The sequence below is a fragment of the Psychroflexus maritimus genome (assembly GCF_011089875.1).
GTDB lineage: Bacteria > Bacteroidota > Bacteroidia > Flavobacteriales > Flavobacteriaceae > Psychroflexus > Psychroflexus maritimus.
Genome location: NZ_JAANAS010000016.1, coordinates 1 through 227 on the forward strand (window position 1 = coordinate 1; position 227 = coordinate 227).

General features: G+C 38.8%; 1 protein-coding gene. It reads right to left on the bottom strand.

The annotated features are described in order from the left end of the window. Positions 1-227: hypothetical protein (locus tag G7034_RS02070; protein ID WP_166399307.1), on the bottom strand; the 227-nt coding region annotated here is incomplete at both ends.

A 227-nucleotide genomic window follows, 5' to 3' on the forward strand; every position in this document is an offset into this window, starting at 1 on the left:
GTCAAAGTAACATTTTCTTGATTGCCGATAATTAAATTTGAATTCTGAGTTAAATCAAATACTGCAATGTTTGGATTATCGCTACAGGCTCGTAAGTCGTCAAAATCTTGTACTTGCGGACTCGGCTCAACAATGAGTTCCAATTCCCGAACCACAAAACAATCGGTTTGTGTTTGGTTGGAAACGCCTGTATTTACTGCACGAACGTAAATAGTTTGCGAAAACGG